The organism is Nocardioides pantholopis (genome assembly GCF_003710085.1).
In the GTDB taxonomy this organism is placed as follows: domain Bacteria; phylum Actinomycetota; class Actinomycetes; order Propionibacteriales; family Nocardioidaceae; genus Nocardioides; species Nocardioides pantholopis.
On record NZ_CP033324.1, the window covers coordinates 1850725 to 1873792 of the forward strand.

Below are 23068 nucleotides of genomic sequence, written 5' to 3' on the forward strand. Positions count from 1 at the left end.
GTCGGGGGGTCACACCGGGTGAAGACCGGCGCCGTGGAGTCCTGTGGTCTCGGGCAGTCCGAGTCGCACGTTCATGCACTGCACGGCGTTTCCCGCGGCACCCTTGACGAGGTTGTCGAGCGCCGCGACGACCGCCACCGTGGTCCCGTCGGTCTCGAAGCCGACGTCGCAGTAGTTGGACCCCAGCAAGACCTTCGGGTCCGGGTAGCGGAAGGCTCCACTGCGCTGGGCCACGAGGCGGATGAACGGCTCGTTCTCGTACGTCCCGCGGTAGATCCGCCACAGGTCCGCGACGTCGATCCCGATGTCTGCGCGAGCGACGACCTGGACCCCGCGCACCGCCGCGGTGCTGGTGACTGTCATGCGTGGATCCAGCCCCGTGCTCTGCTGGATCTCGGCCTGATGCCGGTGTCGGAGAGGAGCGAAGACCCGCATCGCTCCGGCACGCAGCGCGTGACCGTCCGCCGGTGTGCTGCCCGCGCCACTGCCACTGCTGCCGGTGCGGGCGTCCACGTTGATCGGGATGGTGTCGTCTGCCAACCCTGCGATGGCGAGCGGGCGCAGCGCGAGGATGGCTGCGGTCGCCATGCACCCCGCGACCGCGATCCGGTCGGCGCCGCGCAGTGCCGAGCGGTTGAGTTCCGGCAGTCCGTAGGTGAACGCCCCGCGGTGCTCGGTGTGGCGTCGCCACCCGTAGTGTCGCTCCATGAGCGCGCCGTCGGCCAACCGGAAGTCCCCGGCCAGGTCGATGAGGACGCCGCAGCGCGAGGCGTAGGTCTCCACCATCTCCTGGGAGTTGCCGTGCGGAAGCGCCGAGAACAGGACGTCGACCTCGGGGAGCTCGGCGGGGTCGATGAAGCGTTCGTCCACGATAGAGCGCAGGTGTGGGTGCGCGCTGCTCACCGCCTTGCCCGCTCGGCTCCCGGAGGCCACGGCTCGGACCGTCGCCGCGGGGTGGAGGTGCAGCAGACGGAGAAGCTCGCCTCCGACGAAGCCGGAGCCCCCCAGGATCCCGACGCTGTGCATCAGGCCGCACCGGTCATGCTGCCGCTCGCGGCAGTCCGGCACATCTCGACGATCGCGGCGGCGATGTCGATCCCGGTGGCGCGCTGCAACCCGGCGAACTCGACGCCTGCGTTCACCTCGAGAACCAGCAGCTCGCCGCCGGGCCGCTCGAGCAGGTCGACGCCAGCGATGTCGGCGCCGGTCGCCCGAGCGGCGGCGACCGCGAGGTCGGCGACGTCGCGACGCTCTACGAGCGGGAAGTCCGCGACCTCGCCACCGCGAGCGACGTTGTGCCGCCACTCTCCTGGGCTGCTGCTGACGCGTCGCTCCGCGGCCACCGCTTGTCCGCCGACGACCAGCACGCGTAGGTCTCCGGCGGGAGCTGGCACGTACTCCTGCAGCAGGGGCAGTTTGGCCTGTGGCGACGGCAGCGCCTCGCAGTGCTCGAGGACGGCCCGCGCGGCGAACGCATCGGTCAGGAGACTGACCCTACGGCCCCACGAGGACGCCTGGGGCTTGAGGACGACGGGGTAGCCGACGTCTCCGATCAGATCCATGGCCTCCTGTGTGTCCGTCACGGCCCAGGTGGCCGGGGTGGGCAGGACGTGGGCCTCCAGGGTCAGCGCGGTCGCCCACTTGTTGGCGCACACCTCGATCGCTTCCGCTGAGTTGATAACGGTTCGGCTCGGGTGAGCGAGTCCGTGGGCGACCACGGCCGCTCGGTGCTGAGCGATGTCGCGCATCAGGTAGACGCCCGGGGAATGACCCGTGCCGGAGGCAGACAGGCGCATCCGCCGCGGGTCGACGTGTTGCCACTCAAGGCCACTGGCCTCCAGGGCCGCGATGATCGACTTCTCCTCCGCCCGCAGCCGCGATGCGACGAGGGTGATGGGAGAGGGGGTACGGGGGACGTCCACGGCTCACTCGCCCCAGTCCTCTTCAGGCTCCGGGGCGAGGACCAACACCGGGGGGTCGGTGGAGAGGACCTCGAGCTCACTGAGGCAGTGCTTGCAGTCGATCACCTCCCCGACCATGGTGTTCGCGGGCAGGGCCAGCTCGTCTGAGCAGGTGATGCAGGCGGTCGTGGTGGCCATGGTGTTTCTCCTTCTCGGTGGGGTGCTGGTGTAGGTGGCTCAACTGGTGACCCGGTCGGTGCTGAGCGATCGCTCTGCGGATCCGGGGCCGGGGGGTTATGGCGCGTCGGCAAGACCTGCCCGGATACGTGCGGTGATGGACGACGCATCGAGGCCCGCGGCGTGCACCTGGAATGCGTGGTCGCCGGGCGTCGCGCAGAAGGTGTCCGGGACGGCCAGGCGCAGCATCCGGCGTGGTGAGTGGGCGGTGAGGATGTCAGCGATGGCGTCACCGAGGCCGCCGCTGCGCCAGTGTTCCTCGAGGGTGACCACCAGTCCCTGGGTGTTTCCGCTCGGCTCGGGCAGCAGGTCCACGACGGCGTCGGTGAACAACGGTTTGAGGGTGTGCACGTTCACGACGGTCACGCCGGTGCCGTCTCGTCCCAGTGCTTCGCTGGCGAGGTGTGCGGCAGCGAGCTGCTCGGGCCCGCAGGCGAAGACGGTGACCGAGCGGTCGACCCCCTCGGCCGGGGAAGCCACCACCTGCGGGACACCGAGGACGGACCGACTATCCCCAGGCAGGACGGGCGACGCTCTGCGGCCCAGCCGCAGGTAGGAAGGTCCGTCGGCCGCGAGCAGCTGCCGCAGCAGCTGGGCTGCCTGCAACGCGTCGCCCGGCGCGACGACCGCGACGTTGGGTAGCGCCCGCATGAGACCGAGGTCCTCGAGGCAATGGTGGGTCGCTCCCAGGAACCCGGCCGAGAGACCGGCGTGCGTCCCGATCAGGACGATCGGGAGGTTGGCGTAGGCGACGTTGAGCTTGATGGCGTCGGCGGCCCGGTTGACTGCGAAGGCGGCGAACATGAAGACCACCGGACGCATGCCTTCCCGGGCCAGGCCGGCAGCCACCGAGACCGCCGTGTGCTCTGCGATCCCGATGTTGAGGTACCGCTCGGGGCACTGCGCGAAGTCCGAGGCGGCGAACAGGCCGGTGTCGGTGTCGATGCACACCACCCGGTGGTCGAGTTGCATCTGCTCGATTACCACCGCCTTAGCCGCGGCGCGGGTCGCCGCCGTCGGGGATGCAGGAGCGTCCATTGGGCGGGTCGGGGCACGCCCGTCGCTGGCCTTCCGCGGAGAGGGCGCCCCGGCGAGGTGGGGGTCGGCCGAGGCGCGCGTCATGATCCGCCGGCCCCTGGTCCCGTGCTCGTGAGTGCTTGCAGGCTCCTGGCCAGCCGGGACTCGTCGAGGGTCACGAAGTGCGACCCCACCTTGCGCTCGAGGAATGCGATCCCGCGGGCCTTCACGGTCTCCGCCACCACCAGCAGGGGTGCGGAGGGCAACGAGCCCCCCGCGCCGGTGGGTGCGGCCAGGGTTGCGCCCAGGGCGCGGAGGTCGTGTCCGTCGACGTTCGCGATGGTCCATCCCAGAGCGCCGAGGCCTGCAGCGGGGTCGACGGAGCCCAGCACCGCGGCGGTGGAGGTCGACTGCTGCAGACCGTTCTTGTCCACGACGGCGGTGAGGTTGCCCAGGCGGCGTGCCGCGGCGACCAGTGCGGCCTCCCACACCGCGCCTTCCTGCAGCTCACCGTCCCCGAGCACGACGACCACTCGACCGGGTCGTCCTTGCAACCGCCGGGCCAACGCGTAGCCGACGCCGATTCCGAGCCCGTGTCCCAGGGAGCCGGTGGCGACCTCGATCCCAGGGACGTGAGGCGAGGGATGGCCCCCCAGGGGCGCGCCGGGCTGGCCGTACCGGTCGGTGTGCTCCGCAGGAAGGATGCCCCGCTCGACCAGGGTGGCGTAGAGGGCGGCCCCTGCGTGACCTTTGCTCAGGATCACGATGTCGCGGTCGGGGTGATCGACGTTCGCTGCGGTGATGTTCAGCGACGAGAAGTAGAGCGTGGTCAGCACCTCGACCAGCGACAGGGATCCGCCGAGGTGCCCGCCCTCGGGTCCAGCACACATCCGGGTCACCCGCTCACGGACACGCGCAGCGATGCGGTCGAGCTCGCCGACGGAGTCACTCGCGTCATACCCCGGGCCCGGGTGGGTCTCAACTCCGGCGGCGGCCGGGCGGCCGGTGCCCAGCGGCCTCGCCGGGTCGCACGCCTCGGCTCTGGGCGTCATCGTCGCCTCGATGCGGTCAGGGCGGGCACGAGGTTCACGTGCTGCCACGTCTTGTGGAACGCCTCGGCGTACTGACGAAGAAGCGGCGCAGCGGACGGGTCGAGGTGCCGGCGCTGGAGGACGAAGGAGTCTGCGAGCACGGCCCTGGTCACCGGGATCTCCTCGTTCGCGGTCGTCGGCGGGAGGTCGGAAAAGGCAGGCTGGTCCGACAGCGGAATCAGCTGGTATCGGGTGACGGGTACGCCCTCGGCGCGTAGGAGCCGTTGAAGTGCCTCACGGACGGGTCCGGCCTCGGAACGGTCCAGGCCGGCAACGCCGGGATCGATGCGGAATCGCAGGATGTGCCACACGTGACGCGCCCGAGGATCGGCCGCGCGGGGGACATGCAACCCGGCGAGCGGCTCGAGTGCGGTGAGGAACTCGCGGACGTTGCGGTCCTGGCATTCGGAGGTCGCCTCGAGGCGCCGCAGCTGGCTGGAGGTGAAGGCCGCCTGCACCGAGCTCAGCTTGGCGTTGTGGCCCACGATGTGGGAGAGGTATTTGCGTGGACGGCCGCGTTCAATGACCTCACCGAACTGGCGGAGCTGGCGGAGCCGACTAGCCACGGCGTCGTCGTCGGTGACGAGGAGGCCGCCCTCGCCGCAGGTGGGAAGGTTCTTGGTGGCCTGCAGGCTGAAGCAGCCGATGCTGCCGAACGTGCCTACGTGGCGCTCTTCGATGGTGGCGCCGTGGGCCTGTGCGGCGTCCTCGATCACGGCCAGGCCGTGGGCCTGGCAGATCTCCATCACCTGGTCCATCGGGGCCGGCAGTCCGTGGAGGTGCACGGGCATGACGGCGACGGTGCGGGCAGTGATCGCGGCTCGCAACGAGTCCGGGTCGATGTTGTAGGTCACCGGGTCGATGTCGGCGAAGACTGGCCGGGCGCCCCGGTTGACCACCGCCATCGCGGTGGCGACGAAGCTGAGCGCGGGAACAACCACCTCGTCGCCCGGCCCGACCCCTATTGCCTCCAGAGCCAGTTCCAGCGCGATCGTCCCGTTGGCGACGCCGATGCAGTGACGTGCGCGGACGTATTCGGCCCACTCGGTCTCCAACCGGTCGACGGCGGTCTCCTCGTTCCTGTCCGAGACCAGCGCGCCGTCGGAGAGCACGCCCAGGACTGCGTCGCGGTCGGCTGGTGTGATGACCGGCCAGGTGGTCGAGTCGGGCAGGGTCACGGCTCGCGACCCGCCGGAAAGGGCCGGCTGCGCGATCGACCGCGCTGCCGACGCCAGCCCCATCAGGCCGCTCCCTCGGCGCTGATCCAACATTCGTAGAGGTAGGCAGTGGTCTCGTAGGCCTGCCGCAGCTGCTGGGCCCGACGCCGCAGCTGGGAGTTCTGCTGCTGCGGTGTCTCGACCAGATGGGCGCCGAGCACCCGTAGGTTCGTCCAGGCCGAGGCGATGGCGTGGGACGAGCGACCGATCACCGCGAGCCTGGGGTCGGCCCACTCGGCGCTCGCCCAGGTCAGCAACCGACCGTGCATGAAGCCCTGCGCCTGGAGCGGCCATGCCATGGCGTACAGGTCCGAGAGCGCCTCTGCCTTGCCGTCGGCGGCCGCTGCCACGAGCTCATCGAGGTAGACGGCGAGACCCGGGATCCCGGTCAGCGCTCCGGCGGAGTCCGTGCTGGCGTCGGTGACGGCCAGGTCAGGGGCTCGCTGACCCTGTCCGCTGAGCCCGGCGAGATTGGTCTCGATGGTGAGCCGCAGTTCGTCGTGGGTCATCGGGTGGAAGTCGTCATCAATGGTGATTCGGAGGCACCGGTACTCGATGCCGCTCGAGCTGAAGAAGGCGTCTTGCTCGTCCGCCGGGTTGGCCGACCCCCACGCGGAGAGGAAGGGGGCGAGCTCGACATGTCCACGCCACACCGGTGGCTGAGCGTCGGAGATCGACAGGGTCTGCCGGCCTTCGTCGAGTCCGTCGATGACCACGAGATGGGCCGCGTGGACGTCGTGGAAGGCGGGTCGGTAGGGAAGGTGGAAGTTGTCGACCGCAGCCACCAGCAGCTCATCCTGGACGAGTGCCTCGTAGAGCTGCCCGATGACGTCGTGGGAGTCCGGGCGCCACCAGCGAGAGTGGATCCCGTGGAACGGGGCGAGGTCTCCGAGCACACCGTTAGGGGACGTGGCCGGGTAGTAGAACTCCTCGCTGGTCACCTCGCCCGGGAGATGGACGAATCCGAGGTTGCGCCCCAGGACCTGGAGGGGGTCGGCGCCTCGCGCCATCAGGACCGTCGCGACGGTCGTGTGCAGGCAGTTGAGCGGGTCGTGATACCACTGCTCGAGCTTGCGGGCCTGGAAAGTGCGCAACTCGTTGGGTCTAGGCATCGAAGCTCTCCAAACGACTCGGGATGAGAGTCATGGCGTAGAGGTGGATGGCGACGTTGTCGGGGAGGGTTACACCCGATAGCGGCACCATTCGGGTGACGGGGACCCGTTGGAACCACACGTCCCCCCGCAGGTTCGGTTGCACGTGGAAGGGATAGTGCATCTGCGTGGTGCCGAAGGCGCGACGGTCGCCGAAAGCGGGTTCGGCGTGCCAGAAGTCCGAGACACGGAAACTCTCGAAATCGACAGACCCGTCAGCGAAGTGCAGCGAGAATTGGTCCTCGGACCTTCGTTCCGACGTGGCCAAGAGATAGATCCAGTCATACGAACCCGACGCGCAGGCGAGGTGCTGACCGGAGCAGACGACGTTGTCGGGGTTGATTCCGTCGAACCGGGGGAGCGAGAAGCCCACGCCGTGGATCTCGAGCAGGCCCGCCGTCGGCATCTCCACTTGGGGCAGCGAGTTGCGCCAGATATTCAACCGACCCTCCCGGAGTGAGTCGGTCGTCGTGCAGCTGAGGTTGTTTCGGTGTCCTGACAAGTCGACAAGCGTCCCGGCCGAGCCGCCGGCCGTGGTCACCCTCGTCGTCGTTTCGGTCATCGCGGACTCCAGTTCCGGTGGTCGAGAGCAACGGCTGGCCAGCGGTCGCTGACTCACTCTTGACTCGGCTCGCCGCGTGAGTCAATAGTCAGTCATCATTTCTTGACTATCGGGAGGACAGCTCATGTCACGGAGATCTCGACTCGCTGGCGGCATTGCACTCTTCGCCTTGTCCCTGTCCGTGCTCGTGGTCAACCCGGCGGGGCCGGAGGGGTCGACGAGGCCAGGTGACTCGGCAGCTCCTGGGCCCGCCGGATCGAAGCCCGCGAAGAGCGGTCCCCCGACCTGCTGCTAGCAGGAGCGCCGAGGCATCGCGGGTCAGGAGCCTGCGCCGGGCGGTCTGGGCTCAGTGACGGCTCGAGTCGGCTTCCTGCTCCTCGTTGCTGGCATCGTGCCTGCGGAGCAGGGCGCGCACGGAGCGAGGCACGATGCCGAGGGCCGCGGCCGCCGCTTCCATCGCCTCGGTCGCGAGAGTGGTCTCCCCTGCGTGCGCGGCGAGCTCGGCGAGATCGCGCCAGACCCGGGCGGCTTCACGCCGTGCGGCCATGTCCTGCAGCTGGAACGCAGCGGCTCGCATCGCGGCTGCGCCGTGTCCGACGTCTCCGGAGAGGATTAGCCCCTGCCCCAGGATCGCGTGAGCCCGGGCGCCCTCGATGGTCGGCGCGTGACGGAGGAGGTCGATCGCGGACGTCGCGGTCCGGCGCGCGGCCTCGAAGTCGCCGATGAGGAGGTCGCAGCGGGCCAGCTCGGTCAAGCAGGCTGCCAGGTCGACGGCGGAGCCCTCCACCTGGAGATCGATTTGCGCATGGAGGAGCAGTCGCCGGGTCGCTTCGACATCGTCGCCACCCGTCTCGAGCTGCAGCCAGGCGTACGCAACCTTGAGACGAGCCAGGTTGCGGGTGTTGTCGCTCTCACCGAGTATCGCGAGAGCACGCTCGGCCAGCATCAGCGCCTCGTTGAGTCGGTTCTCGGCCGCGGCCACGAGGCTGCTGTTCCACAGGGCCCCGCCGCGGGCACGATGGGATCCGAGGCGCTCGGTCTGCTGGAGCACCCGACTCAGGACGTGAGCGGCGCGGGCCAGGTCTCCACGCTCGTAGTAGGCGCCGCCCAGGGTGGTCGCCAGCACTGCGGCGGAGTCCGTCAGCTCCTGGTCGCCGAGCCGGCGGTTGACGGCCTCGCCGACGTCGATGGCACGGTCGAGGTCTCCGATCTCCTTGTAGCAACGGCACAGCTGGGTCTGGGCCGCGGTCCAACGCTCGGCGTCCTCGGTGAGTCGGGGGCCCACCTGCTCCAGGAGGTCGACCGCCTCGAAGAGCTGTCCGTTGAGCTCATGCGCGGTCGCCAGGAGTAGCTGCGCTTCGCTGCGCTCGACCGGACCGAGCTCCTCGTTGTCCAGGAGTCGGCGCAAGGGGGCGAGTGCGTCGGTGGCATCGCCGTTGTAGAGGGCGATGCGGGCCCAACGCAGTTCCAGCTGGGTCTCCACAGAGGCCGGGGTGGCCAGCTCAGAGTTGCCGGTCAGTTCGGCCGGAGTCGTCTGGAGCCTGTCGGCGAGGATCCGCAGCACGTCGTCGGTGGGGTTGCGCTGACCTGACTCGAGCAGGGAGACGTAGCTGGGGGAGAGGTCGTCACCGGCCAGCACGCGCTGGGATAGGCCGCGCTCCTTGCGGAGCCTGCGGATGCGTGCGCCGAGCTGGAGCTGGGCGTTCGGCGCTTCCGCCGGGTCGCCGAGGGGCCGGGGATCCGGCGCGGGACCGGAGCCGCTGATGAACGAGTCGCTACCCACCATGAACCTCCAGAACGCACTGCATGGGTGACCGGGCCTGCCCCGTCGCAATCACCTCGGGTGAGTTCGGCGCGGACACAGCCCCGCCCCAGCGTACTCGCCCATAGTCGCGTCTGAGTGACTCACTCTTGACTACGGGAGTCGTTGCAGTCATGGTCAGTGAACATTCTGCGGTGTCCGGGAGGATCGATGATCGACTTCAATGTCCTGCCGGCGTTCTTCGCGGCGGCTGTCGCGATCTGCCTGGCGCCCGGTCCAGATCAGGCCTTCATCGTTGCCGCAGCCGGTACCGGGGGGCGCCGAGCTGGAATCTTCGCCTCCGCCGGGATGGCCGTCGGTATCGCAGTCCATACGACCTTGGCTGCCCTGGGTCTCGCAGCCGTCCTGGGTGCGAGCCCGACAGCCCTCCAGGTGGTCCGCGTCGTGGGAGCCGGATACCTGGCGTACCTGGCGTGGGCGACCTTCCGATCGCTGAGGTCGGGCACTGGGTCGGACGGGAACGGTCCGCCATCGGTCGAGCAATTCTCAGCATTCCGGCGCGGCCTGCTGGTCAATCTGACGAATCCGAAGATCATCTTGTTCTTCGCGTCGTTCCTGCCGCAGTTCGTCGGGTCTGCTGATGCGTACGCGCCGCAGTTCCTGATGCTCGGCGCGGTTTTCCTGATCGTGGGATTCGTGATCGACGCCGGGATCGGGATAGCCGCGGGACAACTCCGAGAGTCCTCGTCCTCGAACGGGCGCGCCCGTGCCGGGCTGACGCTGCTCGCGGGCACGACCTACTCGGTGCTCGCCGCGTTGCTCGTCGCCCAGTCGATCTGAGGCGCCGCGCGGCCAGTGCCTCTGCGCACGGGGAGAAACCGGATCCACCAGCAGGGCGATCTGCGCGACCCACGGATCGCGTTGTCTGAGGCCCTGACCACACGCCACGCCACCGCCCAGCCAATGACTACGGCGAGGTGCAACCAGCCCTCACTGGTGCGGTGCTGGGTGACGTCCGCGACGTAGAGTCGGTCCGGCGCGTCGGGGTTGAACCTGCGCTCGACTAGGTCATTGGACGGTGTCGCTGCCCGATCGCGGCGGGTGCAGTCGCTGAGCCGACGCCGGTGCACGCCCATGCAGGTCGGTGTGGCGCATCACTCGTTCGACCCGGCCGTGGCTGACGCGCACGCCGTGGCGGGGGAGCCCGAGGACGCGCTTCTCTTGCCGGCGACGCCTCGCGCTGAGCGTGTCCGCGCGATCACGCTCTCTCATGGCCTCCGGGACGAGGGAACCTCAGGATCCGACGCCGACTGCAGGAGGCGATGAAGCTCCATGAGATCCGCTCGACTCAGGGTGCGCAGCGGTGAGCCGCTCAGCATGACGTCGACGACTGCGCTCCGGGCAGCGCGTCCCGCATCGGTGAGCTTGACGACTCGTTGACGCCGATCTGAGGCGGGCACGGCTCGGAGGATGAGTCCACGAGCTTCCAGCTGGTCGCAGAGGAAGGTCAGGTTCGGTGGTGAGCATCGAGTACGTTCCGCAAGGACGCCCATGGACGGCGGTGGCTCGTCCGGGTCGACGGCCCACAACGTGTAAGCGGTGTTGAGCGTCAGGCCGTGCTCGTCCAGCGTCGGGGACACCGCCTCGGTGGTCCGCGAGGTCAGGTCGTAGAGGGACAGGAGGGCGGCCGCCAACACGTCTTCCTCGGGCGTCATCCGCCGATCGTACGGCGATCTGCTTCCAGTCTGGAAATGATTGGCTACCATTCCTTCCAGACTTGAAAGGTTGCCTGAGCGTCAAGGCGCCGCCGAACCGGAGGCAGACACATGGAAACGCGACGTCTTGATGGCGCGACGATCGTCGTGACCGGTGCCACTTCCGGCATCGGGTTCTTCGTCGCGGAGGGACTCGCCCACCTGGGCGCGAACGTCGTGATAGCCGGCCGGTCCGCGACCCGCGGAAGTACGGCGCTATCGCAGCTGCCACGCGGTGGAGCCCATCGGTTCCTCAGGATCGACCTCTCCGACATCGACTCGGTCCGCCAGGTCGGGCGCCACCTCGGCACGCTCGACCGCCTGGACGGCCTGATCATGAACGCCGGCGTGATCGCTGCCCCCCGCACCTACCAGGAAGGCCCGTTCGGCGTCGAGTCCACCGTCGCCGTCAACGTCCTGGCGCACCTGGAGCTCTTACGGCTCACGCTCCCGGCCCTCGCCGCCTCGCCACATGCCCGCGTCGTGAGCGTCGGCAGCATGCTCACCCGTCGCCTCCCGTTCGACCCCGACAACTGGCTTGCTCAACAGTCCTACCGTCCTCGCGTCGCGTACGCGATGTCTCGCCATGCTGCCGAGATCCTCGGCTTCGAGCTCGACCGACGGTTGCGGGCCTCGCGCTCCACCGTCGAATCCATCGTCACTCACCCAGGTGGGGCAATCGACGCGCTCACGCCCGACCGCGCCGGCATCCACCGGCGCCCCTTGATCGTTCGGGCGGCCGCCCGGGGACTGGGACCGGCCTTCCGTTTCTGGGTCCAAGGCAAGGAGGCCGCCGCGGAGCCAGCCGTGACCGCCCTGTCAGCGAGATCGCTGCCCGCCATGGCCTATATCGGGCCTCGCCATGTGGCCGCAGGGCGACCCGTCCTCACCGACCCGGTCGACTCCAGTCGTGACCCGGCACTAGGGGCCTGGCTCTGGGAGCGGGCCGAAGCACTGCTGCACGCGCCCCTCCTCGAGCCTGGGTGGGTCGTGCCGCACGTGCACGCTGCACCCGACCTCCCCGGCCACGGTGCAATCGGGACCCCCACCACCCGGTGGGCCCTGACCGAGTGCTGCGCTGGCTCGATGAGCTGATCGAGGCGACCTGCCCGACGTCGCCGTTTCCGCTGCGGCGGGAGGCGGCTTCTGTGCCTGCGAAGTCGTGTGGCCACGCTTCTGGCCGCACTTCGTGCGAGGAATGGCACGGCGGGGGCGCCGTACGCCTGCGGTGGGGATTCCCGGGTGGTCCCCCCGGGGCTAGCCTGCAAAGGACAACCACCGAGGCCTGATCGGGCCGAGGCGCACCGGACGAGCGAGGCCGGCGGCGACTGTCACGCGAGGCCGTCGCAGCTTTGCCGATAGCGCAGGGGTGACGACATGTGCACGAGCATCAGGTTCTCCGACGCAAGCAACAACCTCTTTCTCGCCCGCAACCTCGACTGGACGATCGGGTACGGCGAGCGGGTGGTGCTGACACCCACCGCGTACGACACGAACTCACCGTTCGGCGCAGTGCCGCGCATCCAGTACGCCGTCATCGGCATGGGGATCGTGGAGGAGGACACGCCGCTGTACTTCGACTGCGGCAACGACGCGGGCCTGGCCGTGGCGGGCCTCAACTTCCCGGGCTACGCAAGCTACGCGCAGGAGCCGGTCGAAGGCGCGACGAACGTCGCCGCCTTCGAGTTCCCGCTCTGGGTGGCCTCCCAGTTCGCCAGCGTCGACGAGGTCCAGGCCGCCCTCGGTGACGTCGTCATCGTCGACAAGCCCATCAACGAGAAGTACCCGAGCTCCTTGCTGCACTGGATCATCGGCGACTCGACGCGCGCCATCGTGGTGGAGTCCACGAGCGAGGGCCTCCAGGTCTTCGACGACGACGTCGACGTCCTTGCCAACCAGCCGGGCTTCGGGTGGCACCGTGAGAACCTGCGCAACTACCTCAACGTGACGCCCGACTTTCCCGAGGAGACCGTGCTCGGGCGGGCGCACCTGGGCCCGTTCGGCTCGGGGGCGCACATGCGAGGGATCCCCGGTGACTACTACTCGCCGTCCCGGTTCGTGCGCGCGGCGTACGTCAACGCGCACTACCCGGGCAAGGCGAGCGAGGAGGAGAACGTCAGCAGGGCCTTCCACACGCTCCAGCAGGTCGCGATGGTGGACGGCAGCGCAGCCATGGGCTCCGGCGAGTTCGAGAGGACCATCTACACCGGGCTCTACTCGGCGCGGACCAGGACGTACTACTGGAACACCTACGACGACCCCGCGATCCAGCGGGTCGCGATGGCCGACCACGCGACAGACGGGAGCAAGCTCGTCGTCGTCTGACGGAAGCCTTCCGACTGGACGTGTCAGCAGAGCAAAGCCTGGTCGGCGCCATGCGCCACCTGAAGGCCTGCGCCGCCCGCATCGCCCTGCCCGAGGTGCGGATCCGGGGCGACGCGACGGGGAGCAGGTCACCTGTCGAGGGGGTCCGCGATCACGGCCGGTGGCGGAAGCTGATGCGCATCAGCCGGCTCTCGGCCCAGTCCTCGAGCCGGGTCGGACGGATGGTGCCGGGGTCGTGGGGCTGATTGAGATCCGCGACGATCTCCGCCAGCACGGCCTGCCGTTCGGCTGGGTCGGTGACCGGCGTGGCCCGTGCCGGCAGATCTGCACGGATCCCGTTCTTGAGGTGGAAGGTGAAGTCGGGATTGGCGAGCAGGTTCGCATGCCAGTCGGTAGCGGCGCCGCCGGCGCCGCTGCACAGGTAGGTGTTGCCCGCAGCGCGGTAGAAGAAGATCTCGAGGCGGCGTGACCGGCCGGTGCGGCGCCCCAGCGTCGTGATGTCGATGATCCGTTCCCTGGTGCCTGCGGCGGGGGTGATCTCGATGGCTCGCCGGATGTCATCGGGCAGGTGCGACAAGGACGCGTCCCGTGCCGAGTCGTTCGATCCGGTCGGGTCTGGGGTGCTCATGCGGTCTCGGCCTGAAGGGCGGGCCCGAGGAGGAGGCCACCGTCGATGATGTACTCCGACCCCGTGATGAACGAGGCGTCGGGTGACGTGAGGAACAGGAGAAGTCGGGTGACGTCGGTCGGCTCCCCGAGCCCGGGGGATGGCGAACGGCTCGGGGGAGTAGAAGTCGGCGATGGCCGCGGTGGCTCCGGCTGCTGGTTCGTGGATGAAGGGGGTCGCGATCACTCCGGGGTGGATGGTGTTCACGCGGATGTGGTCACGGCCGAGCTCGAGCGCTGCCGTTCGGGTGAGGCCACGCACGGCCCACTTGCTGGCGACGTACGGCGCGTAGTGCGCCGTGCCGCCCAGGCCCATGGTCGAGGCGATGTTGACGATGGCTCCCTCTCCTGCGCGGCGCAGAGCGGGGGCGGCGACCTTGATGCCGAGGAAGGTCCCGGTGAGGTTGATGTCGAGGATGCGCGACCACGTGGCCTGGTCGGTGTTCTCGATCGGCGCCGGCGGGTTCTGGACGCCCGCGTTGTTGACGAGCGCGTTCAGGGCGCCGAAGGCGCTCTCGGCGGCCAGCACAGCGGCGGACCACGAGCTCTCGTCGGTGACGTCGAGGCGGGTGAAGCGGGCACGGGACCCGAGCTCGTCGGCGAGAGCGGCGCCGCGCTCGGTGTCGATGTCGCCGATCACCACGTTCGCTCCCTCCGCGTGAAAGGCGCGCACATGGCTCGATCCCTGGCCACCGGTCCCACCGGTCACGAGCACTGTCTGGTTCTCGAAGCGGTTCATCAGATGTTCCTTCGGTACGTGGGTGGCGAGTCGAGTGACTCACCACGCCCTGACAGTAGGTCGGCGTCAATGGCGAGTCGAGCCACTTACCTCGTATGCTCACCCCCATGAGCAGGGACGTACCGACGTACCACCAGCGCGTCGCCCAGGAGAAGCGCGCGCTGATCGTGACGGCCGCGACCGCACTGTTCCTCGAGCTGGGCTACGACCGGACGTCGCTGGCGCGGATCGCAGAGCGCTCGGGTGTCTCGCGGGCCACCTTGTTCAAGCAGTTTCCGAGCAAGGCTGCCCTGTTCGACGCCATCGTCACCGAGTCCTGGTCAACCGCTGACGAGGAGGACCCTCCGCCGGCAGGCAACGTCGTCGACGGGCTCAGCGCGCTCGGTCGCCGGTACGCCGACCTGTTGAGCCGGCCCCAGATGACCGACCTGTTCCGGATCGTCATCGCCGAGCTGCCGCGGTTCCCGGAGCTGGCCCATGCGCAGTTCTCGCAGGGGAAGTTGCCCTACTTCGAGTCCGTACGCAGCTACCTGCTCGCCGAGCACGACGCCGGAACGGTGCGGGTCGACGATGTCGACCTCGCAGCCACCCAGTTCCTGGGCATGATCTCCAACTACGTGTTCTGGCCGACACTCCTCGTGCCGGGCTGGGAGGTGAGCGCCGAGCGCGTCGCCCAGGTGGTCGACGAGGCCGTCCGCACCATCGCTGCCCGGTACGCCACGACGGGACCAGGGTCGTCGGCCAAGGACTGAGTTCCACCGACCGCGAACGAGTCCCACCGTCGCGCCGATGCTCGCGACCGCAGCCACCAGGACCATTCCGCCATCGGTTCCCGACGCGACCTCGCCCGCTGCCGCAGGCCCCGGAACCGCACGATGCGTGCTCTACTGGGTGAACGGCCTGCGGGCGCGGCCCTCCGGGCGGCGACCAAAGAGCAAGTGAGCGTCAACGCACCGAGGGGCGTGGTGTCACGAACTACTGGGTGAGCGTCATCTTCCGGGCCATCCCGCTGGCGATGATGGGGGTGTGCGTCGGGTTCGGCGTCTACGTGTGGAACGCCGGCGATGCGCCAGGCAACTTCGTCGCCGGGCGGGTCGTCACGTTCCTCGGCGCGATCTGCCTGTGCCTGTTCTGCACCGCTGCCACGATCATCCGCCAGCTGATCGGCCGCTTCAACGCCGTCGACCGGGTCCTCTACCCCGCGCTCGGGTACCTAGCGGCGGTCGGCACCGCGGCGTACGGGGTCTACCTCTTCGCCGGCGCCTCCGGCAGCGGCCAGAACCCCGAGTACGTCGCCGGCCACGTGGTCTTCGGGCTCGGCCTGATCTGCGGCTGCGTGTCCACCGTCGCCACCGCATCCACGAAGTTCTCGCTCATCCCCGCCAACTCCGCGAAGCCGGCCGGCGACCGGACGCCGCCACCCGGGGCGTTCTCCAGGGGTGCGGTCGTCGCGCTGGCGGTGCTTCCGGTGCTGCTCGCGGCGGTCGCCTGGACCTTCGGGATCGGCAACCTGCTGCTCACCACCTCGCCGAGCAGGTTCACCGTCGGCCACGTGGTCAGCGGCCTCGCGATGATCTGCACGAGCCTGATCGGGCTGGTGTGGAGCATCCTGCGCCAGGTCCAGAACTCCTACGGTCCGCGGGACCGCGTCCGGTGGCCCTGGCTCGTGATCGTGATGGGCACTGCGAGCATGTCCTGGGGGGTGGTGCTGCTGATCCTGGACAGCGAGCCGTACTACCGGACCCCAGGGTTCGTGATGATCGGCCTCGGGCTGGTCTGCTTCAGCATCCTCAGCAAGGTCGGGCTCCTCGCGCTGGTGTGGCGGCGTACCTTCGGCCTCGCCAACCGGGTCCCGCTGATCCCGATCGTGACCGCCCTCAGCTGCTTGTTCCTGGCGGCGTTCGTCTTCCAGGCGGCGTTCAGCGACACCAACGTCTTCATCGCCGCGCACGTCCTCGTGGGGCTGGGCGCGATCTGCTTCACGCTGTACTCGATCGTCTCCATCCTGGAGAGCGGTACGTCCTCCTCGGAGTAGGCAACCGTCCAACGCCATTCGGGTGCGGATGGGACCGGACCGGCTGACACATATTCGTCGCTGGCCTCGTCGTAGGGGTAGAGACACCGACACCCAGGGGACGTGGTCCTCGACGGCGCAGGAGGACATGTGCAGCGCACCGATCGGGCCGACTTCGAGCAGTTCGCGCGGGCTCGCTCCCACGAGCTGTTACGAGCTGGGTGGCTGCTCACCGGGGACCGACACAGCGGTGAGGATCTGGCCCAGGAGACGCTGGCCCGGGTCTTCTCGCGGTGGTCGCGGGTCAAGGCGGCCGACAACCCCACTGCTTACGCTCGCACGATCCTGACCCGGATCTATCTGGACTCGGTACGGCGCCGCAGCTCGACCGAGGTTTCGGTCGCCGACCCGCCGCACGGCCAGGTGGCCACGCCCGACAGTGACCTGCGGCAGGTGCTGGTGGCCGCGCTGCGCGAGCTGACGCCGCTGGATCGTGCGGTGGTGGTGCACCGGTACCTGCTCGACGCCGATGTGGCCACTGTGGCTCGCGAGCTCTCGCTCACCGAGAACGCGGTCCGTGCCAGGGCCTCACGCTCTCTCGCCCGGATCCGAGCGCACCTCGGAGCCGATTTCATTGATCTACACGAGAACAGCCGGTGAAAGGCGATGACATGACTCACGACAAGCCCCTGCACGACGATCAGATGACCCGCCTGATGGAGCACGCCATGCGCTCGGTGACCGCGAGCGAGGAGCTCGTCGCCGGTGGCCTCAGCCGAGGCCGGCGTGCCACCCGTCGCCGGCGCACGGCTCAGGCGGTCGGGATCGGCGCGACCGCGGCGCTGGCGACGGTGGCGGCCGTGGCGACAGTCGCGGCGCCGTCATTCCTCGGTGGCCAGGACGATCAGCGATCCTCGGTGGCGAGCAACCCGGCCGATGTCGACCCCAGCACCGCTGCGGAGCGGACCCAAGGGCCGGCGTCACAGCCGCCAGACGCGCTCCCGCCCCACCTGCAGCGGGCACAGGAGCTGCTGCTCGGCGCGCTCCCGGACGACATCCGGGACCCCGGGTACATCGCCACCGTCGACTACAACCCCGACGGACGCGGGCTCGGCGAGATCCTGGCGATGATCAGCTCCGGCGATTCCGGGACTGTCAGTGGAAAAGACGCCAAGTGTGACCGAGTCGCCGCCTCGCCGGGCCCCGACGACTGTGTCGACACCGGCGCCGGCTGGGTGTTCACGGGCCCGTCGCTGCCCGACGTCTCGGGCAAGCATCCAGAGCTGGCGGGTGTGGGGGCGATCTACATCCTTCGCGACGGCAAGATCGTCAATCTCATCGCCTACAACGCCATGAAGGCCGCCCTCGGGGGCGAGCCGACCCGTGCCGACCCGGTGCTCGACGCCGACGAGCTGGTCGAGCTGGTCACCAAGACCGAGTGGTTCGACTGAGTGTCGATGGTCAGGGGCACTCCGGTGACCCACTGCGCACGGTCCGACGCGAGGTAGGCGACGGCCTCGGCGATGTCGGACCCGTGACCGGGGCGGAGACAGTCCGACCTCAAGCGGTGGCGCTCGTCGGGGCCGCGCCGAGGAGGTCCCAGAGGTTGCCCCACGGGTCCCGGAAGACACAGACCCGCCCGTAAGCCTCGTTTCGGGCTGGACGCACCAGCTCACAGGACGCGGCCAACAGGCGATCGAGGGTGCCCTCGAAGTCGTCGACGCGAAGGAACAGCCCGACCCGCCCGGCGAACTGGCGGCCGATCGCCGCAGTCTGCTCATCACCGTCCGCGCGAGCGAGCACCAGTCCGGAGCCCCCGTCTGCGGGCCGCACGACGACCCACCGCTTCGGACGTCCGTCTGTGGTCACGGATGGGGTGTCCTCCGACAAGACGAAGCCCAGGGTGCTCGTGAAGAAGCTGATCGCTGCGTCGTAGTCGTCGACGAGCAGCGAAACCAGTTCCATCGGCATGCGTCCACGCTACGGCCGCCCACGGCGAGGAACCCGCCCCGTCCGACGAGCGGCGACACCTTCAGGTCGGCGCGTCCCACGGGTGCGCAGACCGGCGGTGTGCGAGGGGTCACCGAGCAGGCGTTCGTACGCCCGGGGGATCGTCGGCGCGGACAGGACTCTCACGGATGCCGATGCGCTCGTGGACCCGGCGCAGCCACGCGGGCGACCACCAGTTCCACGCGCCGAGCAGACCCATCAGCGACGGCACGAGCAGGGATCGGACGATGAAGGCGTCCACCAGCACGCCCACCGCGGTGGCGACACCGATCTGCTGGATGAACGAGATCGAGCTGGTGCTGAAGGCACCGATGGCGACCGCCAGCAGCAGCGCGGCGCTGGTCACGACGGCTCCCGTTCGTGCGAGGCCCGTCGCGACCGCCTCGTTCTCGGACTCGCTGCTCTCACGCTCCTCCTTGATCCGACCGAGCAGGAAGACCCCGTAGTCGGTCGAGAGGGCGAACACGAGCGCGGCGGCCACCAGGAAGTCGGTCGGCTCGACGCCGCCGTTGGGTGTGTAGCCGAGCAGGCCGGTCAGCCTGCCGTCCTGGTAGACGAAGGTGAGGGCGCCGAGGGCGACCCCGACGGTCAGCGTGTTCATCACCACGGCCTTGATGGGCAGGACCACCGAGCCTGTCATCAGCCACAGCACGATCAGGGTGAGCGCCACCATGAGGCCGATCGCGAGGGGGAGGTTGGCGCGAATGGCTGCCTGCTGGTCCACGAAGGCCGCGGCCGGCCCGGCGACCAAGGCGTCCACCCCGTCGACCCGGAGCTCGCGCAGGTCGCCCACCGCTTGCTGCGCGACGGGCCCCGCAGGTCGACCGCCGGCGGGGAGTGCCAGCTGCCAGGTGTCGTTCCCGAGCGCGAGGGGCTCGGTGCCGGTCTGCACGCCGGGGACCGCACTGGCCAGGGCCGCGTACTCGGCCACCTTCTCGGGACTGTCGGCCCGCATCGCGACCGTGATCGGGGTGGTCCCGGTGCTGGCGTACTCCTCGGCCAGCCGGTCCGAGACGACTCGCGCGCTCTGGTCGGTCGGGACGACTGTCTCGTCGATCGGGGCCCACTCGGTCCGCAGGCTCGGGACGGACAGGACCAGCATCACCGCGGCGGTCGCCGCGGCGATGCGGCCCGGGCGGCGCAGGACTGCATGCGCGAAGCGGTACCAGCGCCCCTGCGCCCCGGTGTCACGCGAGCGGCGGGCGAGCCTGGCTCCCATCAGGGCGAAGAACATCGGCGTGACGACCAAGGATGCGGCGGCAGCGACGACCGCGACGATGGCCCCGGCGATGCCCATCGACTTGAGGAAGTTCATCGGGAACACCGTCAGGGTCACGAGGGCAGTGGCGACGGTGGCCGCGGAGAAGGCGACGGTTCGCCCGGCGGCCCGCATCGTGGCCAGGATCGCGCCGGGTGTCGTCCCCTGCCGTTGCAGCTCCTCGCGGTAGCGGGCGAGGAGGAACAGCGTGTAGTCGATCGCGAGGCCGAGCCCGAGGCCGATCACGAGGTTGAGCGCGAAGACGCTCAGTCCGTAGAGCTGGTTGACGCCGGTGAGCGCCAGGAACGTGCCGAGCACCGTGGTGATCCCGACGACCACCGGAAGCAGTGCTGCTCGCCCGCCGAACAGGATCAGGGAGAGGACCAGGAGGAGGGGTGCGGCGAGCAGCTCGGCCCGCGCCAGGTCCTTGCCGACGGTCTCGGTGATCTGCAGGGACGCCACGGCCTGGCCGCCGACGAGAACGTCGTCGTCGTCGTCGGCGAACTCGTCGAGGGCCGCCCTGGCGACGTCGTCGCTCTCGGCCCCGGCCGCGAGGGTGCCGAGGACCAACCTGCTGCTGTCGTCCTGCGAGGAGCCGCCCGGCGCCACCCCGGCGACCCCGTCGAGGTCAGCCAGCCGGGTGCTGATGTCGTCGAGCCGGGACTCGCCGGGGTCCTCGACCAGGATGGCGAGGCCGGGGGAGGGGGCCCGACCCGTGGCCGACTCGAGGCGCTCGGTCGCGCGTACGGAGTCGGCGTCCTCGGGCACGAAGCCTCCGGAGGAGTTGAGCGCGCCGGCCACGGGCCCTCCGAGGACGCCGGCGACGACCAGGAACAAGGCGAGCACCAGCAGGGTCCGGCGGGGGTGATCGATGACGTGACGGGCCGCAGCACCCGGTGCGCGGGTCACGGCGCACCGTCGATCTTGCGGGTGAGCTGCAGCCGCGCGTCCCGCTCGGGCTCGCCAAGCTCGACGTCACCCGGGCGCCGCGCACGTCCCAGGTTGCGGATCAGCTCGTCGCGGCTCTGTCCATCGACGTGGTGGCGCCACATCGGCGTTCCGGGGGCACTGCGCCAGGACTCGCTGAGGGGGCTGTTGTCGACCGCGTCGAACCCGAGGTCGTCATAGAAGCGGGTCACGAGCTCGACGGCGTCCGGGTGGTCGCTCGAGACGACCAGGGCCTTTCGGTCAGGTGCTCCGGGCGGTCTGGCCAGCCGGAGCACGGCAGGCAGTGCGTCGCTCGGGACCCGGATCTGGGAGCGCTCGTGGAACTGGATGTGGCTGAACGCCTTCACGACCTTCGAGGTGGGCAGCTGCTCCTGGCGCAGCTCGTGAATCGTCTTGAGGCCGGAGTCGACATCGGGGAAGGCCCCGTCCCGCCAGGGCATGTAGTTGTTGGGGTCGAGCACGACCTTCCCGGCGAGCTCCTCGACAGGCAGCCTGTCGCCGGGCGCGTACGGGAACGCGATGACGGCGAAGTCGGCTGCCGCGGCGGCATCCGCCGTGGACGCGGCGAGCGCCCGCGGACCCAGGTCGCGGACCACGCCGGTCAAGGTCCTGGGTCCCCGCGAGTTGGCGATCACGATGTCGTAGCCAGCGGCGATGGCCGCTCGAGCGAGCGTGCTTCCGGCCTGGCCGGCGCCGATGATCCCGATGGTGGGCATGGATGCGTCCTCCTGTCCGACGTGATGACGTGATGACGTGATGACGTGCGTGCATGGTCAGCGCGAGAACGTGTGTCCTCGCGCTGGTCGCCCAGACGAATCCGTGAGTCCCCGGCGCGGGGCCTCAGGTCGTGGCCGGCTGGGCCGGGTGCCGGGTTCTTCTCCCGGCGAGGCCGGCGGACGCCAGCAGGCTGAGCTTCTCCGCGTGACTGGAGCCAGGGTCGGCGTGGTAGATCACGAGCATCAGGTCCTCGGCACCGCCGATGCTGAGCCGCTCCCGGTTGAGGGTGAGCGCGCCGACCTGCGGGTGGTTGAACCGGATCGGGGTCCCTGTCTGCCCGCGCACCTCGTGGCGGGCCCAGAGCCGCCGGAACTGAGCACTTGCCAACGACAGCTCCCCGGTGAGCTCGATGAACCGGGGATCGTCGATGTCGGTGCCCACGGCCTGTCGCAGGTTCGCGATGAAGCACTCCGTCATGGCTTCCCAGTCCGGGTAGTAGAGCTGCTCGGCCGGGTCGAGGAAGAAGGCCCGCAGCTGGTTTCCGCCGACGACGAGTCCGGGGGACAGAACCCCGGCGAGGTCGTTGGCGGCCAGGATGTCGAAGTACCGCCCCTCGATGAAGGCGGGCTGGGCCAAGGAGTCCAGCAGCTTGAGTGCGCCGGGAGGAACTGTCTCCTTCGGTCGGCGGGCCCGGCGCTTGCGAGGAACGTCCGCGGCCAGGGCCAGGAGGTGGGCCAGGTGCTCGTCATCGAGCTGGAGGACACGGCCGATCGACTCCAGCACCTGCACTGACGGGTGGCGATCGCGGCCTCGCTCCAGGCGCAGGTAGTAGTCCTCGCTGATGCCGGCGAGCATCGCGACCTCCGCACGCCGCAGGCCCGGAACGCGTCGTACGCCGAAGTCGGGGATGCCCGCCTGCTCGGGGGTCACGAGCCCTCGACGCGCCCGCAGGAACGTGCCCAAGGGGTTCGTCTTCTCGCTCACGAATTCATCGTAGGTCTCGGAAAGTCCCGCAGAGGGGGTCCTGTCGCACCCCCGGCTGACGAGGGCCGCACCGACCAGCGACGGTGCCTCGCGGCCGGCGCTGCAGAAAACCTGGCCGCGTCCACCGTTGGTCTGGCCCACACTCGGCATGAGGCGAAGGGCTCGGGCGCTGGCCCGGCACCAGCACCACGGAAGGCACCGAGGCATGGGGAGAACCGCTGAGCGTCACTCGTCCGCCGAGACCCGGAGAGTCGTGGCGTTCGGTGCTGCTGCGTGGTGCCTGGTCTTCCTGATCCCCCACGGCTACTGGGGACTGGGCGGCCGTGCCGGCCTCGGCGACTCGTCCCGGGCCGCCGACCAGGCGTTCGAGCAGGCGTGGTTCACCCTCTACAACGGTGCGGTCATCGTGCTGTGCGTGCTGGGGGCTGCCTGGGCACTGCTGCTGGCCACCCCGAGGCTCCTGGACCGGCCTTCGGGTCTGCTGCGGCTCGTCGCGCTCACCGCCGGAGTCCTGCTGCTGCTGCGCGGCGGCGTCGGACTCGCCGCCCTGGCGGTGGACGTCGTGTCGGGCGACGCTCTCCCGCCGCTCATCCTGGGCCTGGTGGAGCCGGCCTTCGTGCTGGGCGGACTGATCTGGCTGGCGCTCGGAAGGACCATCGCCTCCGCGCGAGAGCGCACGCCGTCGCCAGGCCGCTGAGCGGCGGGGGCGGCGGTA

General features: G+C 69.6%; 23 protein-coding genes. 8 read left to right on the forward strand and 15 right to left on the reverse strand.

Annotated elements, in window-relative coordinates; translation table 11 throughout:
• Nucleotides 1–9 precede the first annotated feature (9 nt).
• The 9 genes from argC to EBO35_RS08900 form a co-directional block, all read right to left on the reverse strand.
• Complete coding sequence (gene argC, locus EBO35_RS08860; protein ID WP_122819529.1) at nt 10–1026, reverse strand: N-acetyl-gamma-glutamyl-phosphate reductase; 1017 nt, start codon at nt 1024–1026, stop codon at nt 10–12.
• Nucleotides 1026–1922, reverse strand: coding sequence for an ATP-grasp domain-containing protein (locus tag EBO35_RS08865; protein ID WP_122817388.1), 897 nt, complete (start codon nt 1920–1922; stop codon nt 1026–1028). The genes argC and EBO35_RS08865 overlap by 1 nt, the downstream gene beginning before the upstream one ends.
• Nucleotides 1923–1925: 3 nt before the next feature.
• Nucleotides 1926–2099: a lysine biosynthesis protein LysW gene (locus tag EBO35_RS08870; protein ID WP_122817389.1), complete on the reverse strand. Its 174-nt coding sequence runs from the start codon at nt 2097–2099 to the stop codon at nt 1926–1928.
• Nucleotides 2100–2195: 96 nt separating this feature from the next.
• Nucleotides 2196–3260, reverse strand: a complete 1065-nt coding sequence (locus EBO35_RS08875; RefSeq protein ID WP_122817390.1) for a transketolase family protein — start codon at nt 3258–3260, stop codon at nt 2196–2198.
• Nucleotides 3257–4207 (reverse strand): transketolase, encoded by a 951-nt coding sequence (locus EBO35_RS08880; RefSeq protein WP_122817391.1) that lies wholly within the window; start codon nt 4205–4207, stop codon nt 3257–3259. The genes EBO35_RS08875 and EBO35_RS08880 overlap by 4 nt, the downstream gene beginning before the upstream one ends.
• On the reverse strand, nt 4204–5424 hold the full coding sequence (locus EBO35_RS08885; protein ID WP_206422722.1) for a DegT/DnrJ/EryC1/StrS family aminotransferase: 1221 nt from the start codon (nt 5422–5424) through the stop codon (nt 4204–4206). Before EBO35_RS08885 ends, EBO35_RS08880 begins: the two co-directional genes overlap by 4 nt.
• Nucleotides 5425–5486: 62 nt before the next feature.
• Nucleotides 5487–6575, reverse strand: coding sequence for a BtrH N-terminal domain-containing protein (locus EBO35_RS08890; RefSeq protein WP_122817392.1), 1089 nt, complete (start codon nt 6573–6575; stop codon nt 5487–5489).
• Nucleotides 6568–7176: a hypothetical protein gene (locus EBO35_RS08895; RefSeq protein ID WP_122817393.1), complete on the reverse strand. Its 609-nt coding sequence runs from the start codon at nt 7174–7176 to the stop codon at nt 6568–6570. Before EBO35_RS08895 ends, EBO35_RS08890 begins: the two co-directional genes overlap by 8 nt.
• A 346-nt stretch (nt 7177–7522) precedes the next feature.
• Nucleotides 7523–8962 (reverse strand): helix-turn-helix domain-containing protein, encoded by a 1440-nt coding sequence (locus tag EBO35_RS08900; protein WP_122817394.1) that lies wholly within the window; start codon nt 8960–8962, stop codon nt 7523–7525.
• 186 nt (nt 8963–9148) lie between these two features.
• Between EBO35_RS08900 and EBO35_RS08905 the strand changes: the two genes are divergently transcribed.
• Nucleotides 9149–9778: a LysE family translocator gene (locus tag EBO35_RS08905; RefSeq protein WP_122817395.1), complete on the forward strand. Its 630-nt coding sequence runs from the start codon at nt 9149–9151 to the stop codon at nt 9776–9778.
• Between the two features lie 428 nt (nt 9779–10206).
• On the opposite strand, the gene EBO35_RS08910 is transcribed toward EBO35_RS08905, so the two are convergent.
• Nucleotides 10207–10653 carry a MarR family winged helix-turn-helix transcriptional regulator gene (locus tag EBO35_RS08910; protein ID WP_164477876.1) on the reverse strand — a complete coding sequence of 149 codons (447 nt, stop codon included), beginning with the start codon at nt 10651–10653 and terminating at the stop codon, nt 10207–10209.
• A 111-nt stretch (nt 10654–10764) separates the two neighbouring features.
• On the opposite strand from EBO35_RS08910, the gene EBO35_RS08915 reads away from it, so the two are divergent.
• Both EBO35_RS08915 and bsh read left to right on the forward strand, forming a co-directional pair.
• Nucleotides 10765–11787: an SDR family NAD(P)-dependent oxidoreductase gene (locus EBO35_RS08915; protein ID WP_122817397.1), complete on the forward strand. Its 1023-nt coding sequence runs from the start codon at nt 10765–10767 to the stop codon at nt 11785–11787.
• Between the two features lie 282 nt (nt 11788–12069).
• Nucleotides 12070–13017 (forward strand): choloylglycine hydrolase, encoded by a 948-nt coding sequence (gene bsh / locus EBO35_RS08920; RefSeq protein ID WP_122817398.1) that lies wholly within the window; start codon nt 12070–12072, stop codon nt 13015–13017.
• Nucleotides 13018–13168: 151 nt separating this feature from the next.
• Here bsh and EBO35_RS20420 read toward each other — a convergent pair whose 3' ends face one another.
• Complete coding sequence (locus EBO35_RS20420) at nt 13169–14422, reverse strand: SDR family NAD(P)-dependent oxidoreductase (RefSeq protein ID WP_241153937.1); 1254 nt, start codon at nt 14420–14422, stop codon at nt 13169–13171.
• Between the two features lie 107 nt (nt 14423–14529).
• Here EBO35_RS20420 and EBO35_RS08935 point away from each other — a divergent pair, with 107 nt between their 5' ends.
• From EBO35_RS08935 to EBO35_RS08950, 4 genes are all read left to right on the forward strand, one after another.
• Nucleotides 14530–15174 carry a TetR/AcrR family transcriptional regulator gene (locus EBO35_RS08935; protein ID WP_122817400.1) on the forward strand — a complete coding sequence of 215 codons (645 nt, stop codon included), beginning with the start codon at nt 14530–14532 and terminating at the stop codon, nt 15172–15174.
• Between the two features lie 230 nt (nt 15175–15404).
• On the forward strand, nt 15405–16457 hold the full coding sequence (locus EBO35_RS08940) for a DUF2776 family protein (protein WP_206422723.1): 1053 nt from the start codon (nt 15405–15407) through the stop codon (nt 16455–16457).
• A 129-nt stretch (nt 16458–16586) separates the two neighbouring features.
• Nucleotides 16587–17096 carry a SigE family RNA polymerase sigma factor gene (locus tag EBO35_RS08945; protein ID WP_122817401.1) on the forward strand — a complete coding sequence of 170 codons (510 nt, stop codon included), beginning with the start codon at nt 16587–16589 and terminating at the stop codon, nt 17094–17096.
• An 11-nt stretch (nt 17097–17107) separates the two neighbouring features.
• Nucleotides 17108–17887, forward strand: a complete 780-nt coding sequence (locus EBO35_RS08950) for a hypothetical protein (RefSeq protein WP_122817402.1) — start codon at nt 17108–17110, stop codon at nt 17885–17887.
• A 109-nt stretch (nt 17888–17996) separates the two neighbouring features.
• Here EBO35_RS08950 and EBO35_RS08960 read toward each other — a convergent pair whose 3' ends face one another.
• The 4 genes from EBO35_RS08960 to EBO35_RS08975 all read right to left on the reverse strand — a co-directional run bounded on the left by EBO35_RS08960 (nt 17997) and on the right by EBO35_RS08975 (nt 22353).
• Nucleotides 17997–18407, reverse strand: a complete 411-nt coding sequence (locus EBO35_RS08960) for a VOC family protein (protein ID WP_122817403.1) — start codon at nt 18405–18407, stop codon at nt 17997–17999.
• Nucleotides 18408–18516: 109 nt separating this feature from the next.
• Entirely contained in the window at nt 18517–20613 is a 2097-nt protein-coding gene (locus EBO35_RS08965) for an MMPL family transporter (protein ID WP_241153938.1), read from the reverse strand.
• Nucleotides 20610–21368 (reverse strand): NADPH-dependent F420 reductase, encoded by a 759-nt coding sequence (locus EBO35_RS08970; RefSeq protein ID WP_122817404.1) that lies wholly within the window; start codon nt 21366–21368, stop codon nt 20610–20612. The genes EBO35_RS08965 and EBO35_RS08970 overlap by 4 nt, the downstream gene beginning before the upstream one ends.
• 124 nt (nt 21369–21492) lie before the next feature.
• Complete coding sequence (locus tag EBO35_RS08975; RefSeq protein ID WP_122817405.1) at nt 21493–22353, reverse strand: helix-turn-helix transcriptional regulator; 861 nt, start codon at nt 22351–22353, stop codon at nt 21493–21495.
• 205 nt (nt 22354–22558) lie between these two features.
• On the opposite strand from EBO35_RS08975, the gene EBO35_RS08980 reads away from it, so the two are divergent.
• A complete protein-coding gene (locus EBO35_RS08980; protein ID WP_164477877.1) occupies nt 22559–23050 on the forward strand; it encodes a DUF3995 domain-containing protein in 492 nt (163 codons plus the stop codon).
• Nucleotides 23051–23068 lie beyond the last annotated feature (18 nt).

What these genes read in the sequence shown, in the direction of transcription:
- argC (WP_122819529.1), bottom strand. Translation starts at nt 1,026, where the DNA reads ATGCACAGCGTCGGGATCCTGGGGGGCTCCGGCTTCGTCGGAGGCGAG.
- EBO35_RS08870 (WP_122817389.1), bottom strand. Translation starts at nt 2,099, where the DNA reads ATGGCCACCACGACCGCCTGCATCACCTGCTCAGACGAGCTGGCCCTG.
- EBO35_RS08875 (WP_122817390.1), bottom strand. Translation starts at nt 3,260, where the DNA reads ATGACGCGCGCCTCGGCCGACCCCCACCTCGCCGGGGCGCCCTCTCCG.
- EBO35_RS08880 (WP_122817391.1), bottom strand. Translation starts at nt 4,207, where the DNA reads ATGACGCCCAGAGCCGAGGCGTGCGACCCGGCGAGGCCGCTGGGCACC.
- EBO35_RS08890 (WP_122817392.1), bottom strand. Translation starts at nt 6,575, where the DNA reads ATGCCTAGACCCAACGAGTTGCGCACTTTCCAGGCCCGCAAGCTCGAG.
- EBO35_RS08895 (WP_122817393.1), bottom strand. Translation starts at nt 7,176, where the DNA reads ATGACCGAAACGACGACGAGGGTGACCACGGCCGGCGGCTCGGCCGGG.
- EBO35_RS08900 (WP_122817394.1), bottom strand. Translation starts at nt 8,962, where the DNA reads ATGGTGGGTAGCGACTCGTTCATCAGCGGCTCCGGTCCCGCGCCGGAT.
- EBO35_RS08905 (WP_122817395.1), top strand. Translation starts at nt 9,149, where the DNA reads ATGATCGACTTCAATGTCCTGCCGGCGTTCTTCGCGGCGGCTGTCGCG.
- EBO35_RS08910 (WP_164477876.1), bottom strand. Translation starts at nt 10,653, where the DNA reads ATGACGCCCGAGGAAGACGTGTTGGCGGCCGCCCTCCTGTCCCTCTAC.
- EBO35_RS08915 (WP_122817397.1), top strand. Translation starts at nt 10,765, where the DNA reads ATGGAAACGCGACGTCTTGATGGCGCGACGATCGTCGTGACCGGTGCC.
- bsh (WP_122817398.1), top strand. Translation starts at nt 12,070, where the DNA reads ATGTGCACGAGCATCAGGTTCTCCGACGCAAGCAACAACCTCTTTCTC.
- EBO35_RS20420 (WP_241153937.1), bottom strand. Translation starts at nt 14,422, where the DNA reads ATGAACCGCTTCGAGAACCAGACAGTGCTCGTGACCGGTGGGACCGGT.
- EBO35_RS08935 (WP_122817400.1), top strand. Translation starts at nt 14,530, where the DNA reads ATGAGCAGGGACGTACCGACGTACCACCAGCGCGTCGCCCAGGAGAAG.
- EBO35_RS08950 (WP_122817402.1), top strand. Translation starts at nt 17,108, where the DNA reads ATGACTCACGACAAGCCCCTGCACGACGATCAGATGACCCGCCTGATG.
- EBO35_RS08960 (WP_122817403.1), bottom strand. Translation starts at nt 18,407, where the DNA reads ATGCCGATGGAACTGGTTTCGCTGCTCGTCGACGACTACGACGCAGCG.
- EBO35_RS08970 (WP_122817404.1), bottom strand. Translation starts at nt 21,368, where the DNA reads ATGCCCACCATCGGGATCATCGGCGCCGGCCAGGCCGGAAGCACGCTC.
- EBO35_RS08980 (WP_164477877.1), top strand. Translation starts at nt 22,559, where the DNA reads ATGGGGAGAACCGCTGAGCGTCACTCGTCCGCCGAGACCCGGAGAGTC.